Below are 6,662 nucleotides of genomic sequence, written 5' to 3' on the forward strand. Positions count from 1 at the left end.
GTCAAAGATCGTTTCTCTTGCGAGATGGTGGAGAATAACGGATTCGAACCGTTGACCCTCTGCGTGCAAGGCAGATGCTCTAGCCAGCTGAGCTAATCCCCCGAAGATTATGAAGAATAAGGAGGGAGGTATTGTTTTTATTCATACCATTCGTGTTCCTTTTTGCTTCTTCGAAGTAGTCCCAGGCAGAGTTGAACTGCCGACCTCTACATTATCAGTGTAGCGCTCTAACCAACTGAGCTATAGGACTGTGTTCTACGCATTATCGGCTGCTTTCGGCATAATCGATGCAAGCATCGCTTATGCTATCTCTTGCTCGATAATTCAACCTTGTCTACCATCGTTAGACTCGGCTTCTGTTTTCTCTTGTTTATCTCTATCTATACTTCTATAGATTTGATCTATATGTTATAAATAAACAAGTACTAGTAGTACATTAAATAGAACCTTGATAGTCTATATGTTGGATGGTTGAGGTAGAATGATAATCATTTCTATTTATAGAATAGGAGTGAGAAGCTATCTACGGCCATGCAACGGTAACGACATCGCTCCAGAAAGGAGGTGTTCCAGCCGCACCTTCCGGTACGGCTACCTTGTTACGACTTAGCCCCAATTACCAGTTTTACCCTAGGACGCTCCTTGCGGTTACGTACTTCAGGTACCCCCGGCTTTCATGGCTTGACGGGCGGTGTGTACAAGGCCCGGGAACGTATTCACCGCGCCATGGCTGATGCGCGATTACTAGCGAATCCAGCTTCACGAAGTCGGGTTGCAGACTTCGATCCGAACTGAGAGAGGTTTTGGGGATTGGCATCCTGTCACCAGGTAGCGGCCTTCTGTACCTCCCATTGTAACACGTGTGTAGCCCCGGACGTAAGGGCCGTGCTGATTTGACGTCATCCCCACCTTCCTCACATCTTACGACGGCAGTCTCTCTAGAGTCCTCAGCGTCAACTGTTAGTAACTAAAGATAAGGGTTGCGCTCGTTATGGCACTTAAGCCGACACCTCACGGCACGAGCTGACGACAACCATGCAGCACCTTCACAACTGCCTTGCGGCTATAGTGTTTCCACTATATTCAGTTGCAATTTAAGCCCGGGTAAGGTTCCTCGCGTATCATCGAATTAAACCACATGTTCCTCCGCTTGTGCGGGCCCCCGTCAATTCCTTTGAGTTTCACCGTTGCCGGCGTACTCCCCAGGTGGAATACTTAATGCTTTCGCTTGGCCGCTTGCGGTATATTGCAAACAGCGAGTATTCATCGTTTACTGTGTGGACTACCAGGGTATCTAATCCTGTTTGATACCCACACTTTCGAGCCTCAGTGTCAGTGACCAGTCTAGTGAGCTGCCTTCGCAATCGGAGTTCTTCGTGATATCTAAGCATTTCACCGCTACACCACGAATTCCGCCCACCTCTACTGTACTCAAGACTGCCAGTATCAACTGCAATTTTACGGTTGAGCCGCAAACTTTCACAACTGACTTAACTGTCCACCTACGCTCCCTTTAAACCCAATAAATCCGGATAACGCTCGGATCCTCCGTATTACCGCGGCTGCTGGCACGGAGTTAGCCGATCCTTATTCATATGGTACATGCAATATTCCACACGTGGAGCATTTTATTCCCATATAAAAGAAGTTTACAACCCATAGGGCAGTCATCCTTCACGCTACTTGGCTGGTTCAGGCTTACGCCCATTGACCAATATTCCTCACTGCTGCCTCCCGTAGGAGTTTGGACCGTGTCTCAGTTCCAATGTGGGGGACCTTCCTCTCAGAACCCCTATCCATCGATGACTAGGTGGGCCGTTACCCCGCCTACAATCTAATGGAACGCATCCCCATCTTTTACCGAAATTCTTTAATAACAAAATCATGGGATTTTTTTATACTATCGGATATTAATCTTTCTTTCGAAAGGCTATCTCCGAGTAAAAGGTAGGTTGGATACGTGTTACTCACCCGTGCGCCGGTCGCCATCGTTTCTATTGCTAGAAATATGCTGCCCCTCGACTTGCATGTGTTAAGCCTGTAGCTAGCGTTCATCCTGAGCCAGGATCAAACTCTTCATTGTAAAAGTATTTTTGAATATCCAAAAAGGATATCTGTGATCTCTGCCGGATGCCGTACGTTTTATTGACTTCAATCTAATACCTATTTAAAAGGTATTGACGGTTCTATTTTTTTTCTTGTACTACTTGTATTGTTTATCAATATGTCAAAGAACTTAATTGCTTTGGTTTCAAAAGCGGGTGCAAAGGTAAGGGGTTTATTTGAAACTACCAAATGTTTGGAAAAGTTTTTTTTCAGCTTTTCTCTTGGCTCTTTCTAAGGCTCTCTTATCGAAAGGGAAAGAAGGGACAAGATGAAGGAACTGGGGATAAACCGGTTTCTTTGCGAATCGGAGTGCAAAGATAAGAACTTTATGCTATTGCTTCCAAAACTTTTTGGAAGTTTTTTTGTTCTTTGTCTTAACCTGATTTACGCTTTTGCAGTTTGTCAAGTAACTAAGGCTTTCTTCTCTTGGAAAGCGGGTGCAAAAGTAGGGGATTTTAAGATATGATCCTAATTTTAGAGTACTTTTTATGCAAGTTTTTTTAAGATTGGGGATAAATGGCTGAGGGAGAGGGATGTTGTATAACATAATTTGGAGAGGGGAAGGAAGGAGGGGAATAGGGGGACTCATTATTATATTTAAAGCGAGAGAGATTCGAGAGAGAGAGAGAGTTGAGGGGATAAAATTGAATGAACGAAAAACGAATTATCCAAAAAAGGGAGAAGAGAACTAAGAACTAGAATAGAAACCACATTACAAGGAGTGAGAAAACGGATGCATTTATAAAAAGCATCAGGTATAAAATAAGGTGAAACGTGAATTCAGCTTCAGTACACATATAGAATTAAAAATGTTTTTTGCCATAACAGTCACTTTTTAACAGATAAGAATCTGGATAACAATAAACTATAAGGTGACGGTAATAGGTGACGGCAGTGTGATGGAATAATTTGCTGTCACACTAATTAGAAGTAGTAAAAACAATTATAAGGGGGAAAGGATTGGGTTCTTCTTCTCTATTTTGTGCAGGATAGTAGTTGACTTGAAAATCGTTTTTTGCTTTCCTCAATCAGAGGTTTGCCGGCAGAGATATTACTAAGCTATTTATGATGTAATAATATGGCTGTGCAAAAAGTGAAAAAACAAGATATTTAATTGGAGTGCACTAACAAAATTGCAAGCTTAATGTCTTGGCTTAATACTGATTTACTTTACACTAAATCGCCATTGAGGTTTCATTCGGATGAAACTAGCAGTTTCAAGCAATGAAACCTTTAGTTTCAATAAGATGAAACTTATAGTTTCATGCGGTGAAACTATTGGTTTCAAGGGATGAAACCGTCAAAAGATATAGATGTGGGAATGAAGTTTACCTAATACCATTAGTTTCAAAGGTGTGAATGTTATAAGTATTTTTTGTTATAAATGATTTATATTCATAATATTAGTCCTGAATTACAAGCTGTTAATAGTTGATTAATAGGCTATTAATGGCTGAGAAGTAGACTATTAATAGTTGGGACATAGACTATTAATACCCATCAACTGACTTGATGATACTTTCCGTAACTTTAGAAAAACATTCGTGAAAGCTAGGGCCGTCATAGGTTTGGTGACGGTAATTTTGCCGTCACAGTGCCATCACACATTTCCGTCACACGATTACACGCTCATTATCAATGATCCATCAACGCTCATGTGACGGTGACGGAAAAAAATCAAAAAAATATCCAAGAGAGAGTGAGTAGAATAAAAAAAGTTTTCTTAAATTCCTGCTGATTTCATATATTCCACAAAAAGACCGTAGCTCTTTACAAAAGCAGACGGTCTTCCAGCAAGCTCTTCAACTATTCTTTTACTTCATCTTATACACCAAAGTTCCCCCTTTCAATATATCTTCGTGTTAAAATGGTAAAACAACTAGTAATATTTCTCAAAACAATCAGACTCATATTTAATTACATTAACACAAAACAAAATGCAATATTTCATTTTGGATTTACAAAGATGATAACTGTAAAATATTTAGGATAACATTTTGACTTTTCAGGTCCCCCAAAAACTATCTTAAAAGAGTTCGGAACAACACTTTCATAAGTCGCCATACATGGTTCTCAAGAATCTGAATCTCTTTGTCTAGTAGGAATAGCCATTACAAAATAATTAGGGTGATTATTTGCGACATTACCCTAACTAACTTTGCTAATAATACCGTTCAAAACAAGAGTTTTGGGCGGTATTTCAATATACACAGATAACTGTTTTCCCTAGCAACTTTTCTCACCAGAGTTATATATAGCAAGAAATATTAAACTTTGGTAAGATGAATATCGGTAAATTCAACTCCTTATACGACCTTTTGGAAGCATTTTCTACGGAGGAAAGCTGCATCAAGTATTTGGAACAGCAACACTGGGCAAATGGTATTCCTGTTTCTCCTTATGACCCTACATCCAAAGTATATAACCATAGCGATGAAATGTACCGCTGTAAGAATACGAGCAAGAATTTCAACGTCAGCATAGAAACTATGTTTGAAGGCTCTAAATTGTCGTTGAGAAAATGGTTCGTGGCTATCTATGAAATAACATCCCGCAAGAAAGGTATTTCATCAATCGAATTATCCAAGAGAATATCCGTTACCTATAAAACTGTGTGGTTCATGAATCAGCGTATTCGTGAATGCTTCGGTATTGTAATGGAAGAGAAACTTGACGGAGAAGTCGAACTTGATGAAACTTTCGTGGGCGGAAAGAATAAAAATCGGCACTATAACAAGAAAGTAAAGAAATACCAAGGCAGGAGTTTCAAAGATAAAGTTCCCCTCATGGGTATGCTTTAGCGTGGCGGTAAGGTGGTTTGTAAAGTAATCCGTAACACTTCCTATAAATCATTGACAGTTCCTATTCTCAAAACTGTAAAACGCATGGCAACGTTATTCTCTGATGAATGGTGCGGATATAAAACCGTTAGCAATTATATGAGCATTACGTAGTTGACCACGGTCACGGACAATACGTTGATGAAGACGCTTATACGAACAATATCGAAGGCTTTTGGAGTATTCTGAAACGTAGCTTGACGGGAATATATAACCATACGAGCAAGAAACACCTTGAACGATATGTTAATGAGTTCAGCTTCCGCTATAATACGAGAGGTTTTGATGACGTTTCACGATTTAATCTGTTACTATGCAATTCAGATTATCATCGTACAACTTTTCAAAGTCTGACAAAATGAGTAAAAAGAAACAAGTAACAATAGAAGACATGGAAAAGGCAATGGCTATCGAACTTCTACCTGCAAAAGAATTAAAGAAGCAAGCAGAAGTTCCAGTGTTTTTTTCTGTTCTCATGCAGAAGGCTATGAAATACGATATTAAACCTAAAAAGAAAAGCAAGAAATAACTCCTTCATCTAATTTTGACCTTGGGAGCTTGCTCTGCGGTTTTCTTTACTTTCTTAGCCCAGCATTGTTTTTGGTCGCTCCAATATATACCATTCTTTTTAAGGATTTTGTAAAAAGCCTTTTGGCTTTCTTCATCTTCAAATCCTGCATAATTCCAATCCGTTTCATCATCTCAGCCAGTACTTGAATTGAAATAATCATTCAAATCTACTGTTCGTTCAATATAGTTATCGGAAAGTTCTATTTTGGGAGCAACTTCTTCAATTTGGTAATTCTTTCGGAACTCTCTTTGCTCTACTGTACGATTGTAGAAAAATACGGCAAATAATACAAGTAGTATAAGCACGATAGTCCATAATACCTTAACGAGGGTATCACTTTCTCCTTTTCACGCTCTAAATGCTTGGAACATGCAATACAATCAATCCTACAATACCCCAGAATAGAGATAAGAAGAACCAGTTTACAGAATTACGCCCTTTTCGAGAAGCTAATATGGTGGCAATAGAAATACCCAACGCAAACAGAATACAAAAGAAACCTACTATAAGTTCCATGGTGGCGAATTTTAACGAGTTCTCCACGACAGCCATAGGAGAAATTTAACAATGTTAGTTGTTAAAGAAAGTGGGCTGCCCTGTGCATACTCGTTAGGTATCGCCAAACACCTATATATACACACAGTAAGGCAACCCACAAGTATGATCTGTCCTCTGTGCCTCGTATATACCTCTTGATAATTTGACGATTTCAACGAGTATAAGGCACTTTCCTTATTATATTCCAAAACTTTGTCCTGAAAGACACAGTAAAGATAGCGAGAAAAATCGTATTTTTACTCAAAAATACAATCATGAATTTGATAACTCCTAAACTAAAAGATTCATTTTACGAGATTTTGTAATTTCGGAAGATGTTCCGATTGATATTGAATATGACGAATTTGCATCTAAGTATTCAACATCAAGTGATAGGTTATGCATGATATTAGAGCAGTTTGAAGCTATGAATTTAATTAAACTCACTCCTTGTATTGGAAGTTGCTTTATACAAGTCACAGCTTATGCTCACTATTATATATCACATGGAGGTTTTACCGCTCAAGAAGAAATTTTGAAAGCGAATATTGAGAAACTGGGATTGGAATTAGAAACTCTTTCTAAACAACTTGAACCAAATCTTCTTG

2 protein-coding genes, 2 tRNA genes, 1 rRNA gene and 2 pseudogenes are annotated in these 6,662 nt (G+C 39.1%); 3 read left to right on the forward strand and 4 right to left on the reverse strand.

Going from position 1 to position 6,662, the window contains the following annotated elements; translation table 11 throughout:
- Window positions 1-25: 25 nt before the first annotated feature.
- From EJF25_RS20180 to EJF25_RS20190, 3 genes are all read right to left on the reverse strand, one after another.
- Window positions 26-102: transfer RNA gene (locus tag EJF25_RS20180), tRNA-Ala, on the reverse strand.
- Window positions 103-176: 74 nt separating this feature from the next.
- A tRNA-Ile gene (locus tag EJF25_RS20185) sits at window positions 177-250 on the reverse strand.
- A 307-nt stretch (window positions 251-557) separates the two neighbouring features.
- A 16S ribosomal RNA gene (locus EJF25_RS20190) occupies window positions 558-2,083 on the reverse strand.
- 2,305 nt (window positions 2,084-4,388) lie between these two features.
- On the opposite strand from EJF25_RS20190, the pseudogene EJF25_RS20200 reads away from it, so the two are divergent.
- A pseudogene (locus EJF25_RS20200) lies at window positions 4,389-5,308 on the forward strand (IS1595 family transposase).
- Window positions 5,305-5,475 (forward strand): hypothetical protein, encoded by a 171-nt coding sequence (locus tag EJF25_RS24965; RefSeq protein ID WP_160119372.1) that lies wholly within the window; start codon window positions 5,305-5,307, stop codon window positions 5,473-5,475. Before EJF25_RS20200 ends, EJF25_RS24965 begins: the two are co-directional and overlap by 4 nt.
- Window positions 5,476-5,871: 396 nt before the next feature.
- On the opposite strand, the gene EJF25_RS20205 is transcribed toward EJF25_RS24965, so the two are convergent.
- The gene (locus EJF25_RS20205; RefSeq protein ID WP_235016715.1) at window positions 5,872-6,033 is read right to left on the reverse strand and encodes a hypothetical protein; all 162 of its coding nucleotides are present in this window, start codon (window positions 6,031-6,033) and stop codon (window positions 5,872-5,874) included.
- A gap of 424 nt (window positions 6,034-6,457) precedes the next feature.
- Between EJF25_RS20205 and EJF25_RS20210 the strand changes: the two are divergent.
- A pseudogene (locus EJF25_RS20210) lies at window positions 6,458-6,662 on the forward strand (hypothetical protein); the annotation flags it as partial.

Source organism: Bacteroides faecalis (genome assembly GCF_003865075.1).
Lineage (GTDB): Bacteria > Bacteroidota > Bacteroidia > Bacteroidales > Bacteroidaceae > Bacteroides > Bacteroides faecalis.

Coding starts and splice junctions, on each gene's coding strand:
- EJF25_RS20205 (WP_235016715.1), bottom strand. CDS start 6,033: ATGGAACTTATAGTAGGTTTCTTTTGTATTCTGTTTGCGTTGGGTATT.
- EJF25_RS24965 (WP_160119372.1), top strand. CDS start 5,305: ATGAGTAAAAAGAAACAAGTAACAATAGAAGACATGGAAAAGGCAATG.